Origin of the sequence: Polaribacter sp. IC066 (assembly GCF_007997085.1) — a bacterium.
Taxonomy (GTDB): domain Bacteria; phylum Bacteroidota; class Bacteroidia; order Flavobacteriales; family Flavobacteriaceae; genus Polaribacter.
Window position 1 is genome coordinate 1 of sequence record NZ_VORR01000120.1, and the last position, 1855, is coordinate 1855.

Below are 1855 nucleotides of genomic sequence, written 5' to 3' on the forward strand. Positions count from 1 at the left end.
TGGCCGCATTAAACCCTAATCAAATAAGAACAGCTTTTTTTACGGATAATAATCTTGCTATTAATTTGCAACTATCAGATGGGGAAGCTGGGGTGAATACGCAAATATATTACCTTGAAGGAAAGACGGCAGGCTTAGATCCTGGTTTTGATATTGGTACTTTTGACGGAGTATCTTCTAATTTAAATGTTTTCACTCAGTTAGTTGAAGATTATAAAGGCATAAATTTCGAAGTGCAATCTTTACCAAATGAAAACTATGCAGCGTTAATAATTCCTGTTGGTGTAAAAGTAGCAGCTGGTAAAGAAATTATTTTTTCGGCAGAAGTATTGAATTTACCATCAGATATAAAAATATTTTTAGAAGACAAAGCAACCAAAAAATTTACGCGTTTAGATGAAGCAAATAGTGAATATCGAGTTACTTTAGAGAAATCTCTAACCGGAGTGGGCCGGTTTTATTTGCACACAACGTCTAGTGTTTTAGCAACTGCAGCTGCCGATGTTTCAAATATTTCTATATATAGTTCAAATCAAAAAGTATATTTTTCTGGTCTTTCTGCAGACAAAACAAAAGTTTCCATATTGAATGTTTTGGGAAAAAAAATACTAGAGAAGTCTTTTGAAGCAAAGGGTGACCATACTATTTTTTTAGCAAATATAGCTACGGGTATATATTTGGTACAACTTCAAACTGAAAAAGGAAGAGTCACTAAAAAAATTATTATTGAGTAGAATTTCTAGCGAATCATAACTGTCTAGAAATAAGTAATTTTTAAAAATTTTCTAGGGTACACAAAATATATTTTTAACGCTATATTTTTGTTAATAACAGTTACTTTTATCAAAAAAGTCAATCGGAAATGTAGAACAGAAAACAATAAATTAACAATTTATTTAGAAGGATTATAGTTGATCTATGTTTGAATGATAATTTCCAAAAAGGAAGTTTAAGAAGTATGAGACCAATTTAGTTTTATACTGCCGCTTAAATAAATTAAATTATGTTTTGATTGGTTGAAATTAAAAATAAGGAGCATAGCATCGTTACGGTACTTATTTAAGATGAAAAGTAAGCAAACCTGCCTGTTCAGCAAGCAGGAAAGAAGCAATTTATTACGGCATTATAAAACTAAACTGATGTTTAATGCGTTTGCGCATACAAACGGTAGCAAAGTTTAGATATCCTGACATTACTGTGCTTAAAAAGAAGAGTGATTGGTTATATTTCATTGGCTGAATTTTTAGAAGAAGATAATCTTTTCTTTGTTCCATCAGTAATTAATCTTTTTAGAGGTCAGTAGATAAATGCTTTTCTTTAACATAAAGAAACACTGCAAATTATGGACCTATTTAAAGGTTGAAATCTCCTAAAGTTTTCTGATCGGTTTAAAACTAACTGGGTCTGCAAAGAATAGCTATTTGGTTTAAAGGAATAACATACTTAGAATTGTATGAAGTGTAATCATAATGCATGTCAGATTAAAAACGATTTTGAAGTTCAAGATAATGTTTGTGGGCACAAGGTAAGCGTCTGGTTATGCACATCTTGTGAGGTTCCTAATTTCTTTTGATTTTTGTAAAAAATAAAACCATGTTAGGATTAGGAACAGAGCACAGCTATTACTATTATCTAAATTCAGTAGATATGCGTAAAGGATTTAATGGATTGAGCGGTATTGTGAAAGAACACATGGATCAAAACCAGAACACCAATGTAGTGTATGCTTTTATCAATAAAAAGAAAGATAAACTAAAGCTACTTCATTGGCGAGTTGGGGGCTTTGTTCTTTATTATAAGCGATTGGAAAAAGGGATTTTTGAGCTTCCAGAATATAATATAGAGGAAGGTTTAG

At 31.1% G+C, this 1855-nt stretch carries 2 protein-coding genes; both read left to right on the plus strand.

The features are described 5' to 3' along the window. Positions 1-734, plus strand: a 734-nt coding sequence (locus ES044_RS18145; protein WP_147187465.1) for a T9SS type A sorting domain-containing protein, incomplete at its 5' end; no start/stop codon positions are given. Between the two features lie 859 nt (positions 735-1593). After that, positions 1594-1855: IS66 family insertion sequence element accessory protein TnpB (gene tnpB / locus ES044_RS18150; protein ID WP_147187466.1), on the plus strand; the 262-nt coding region annotated here is incomplete at its 3' end.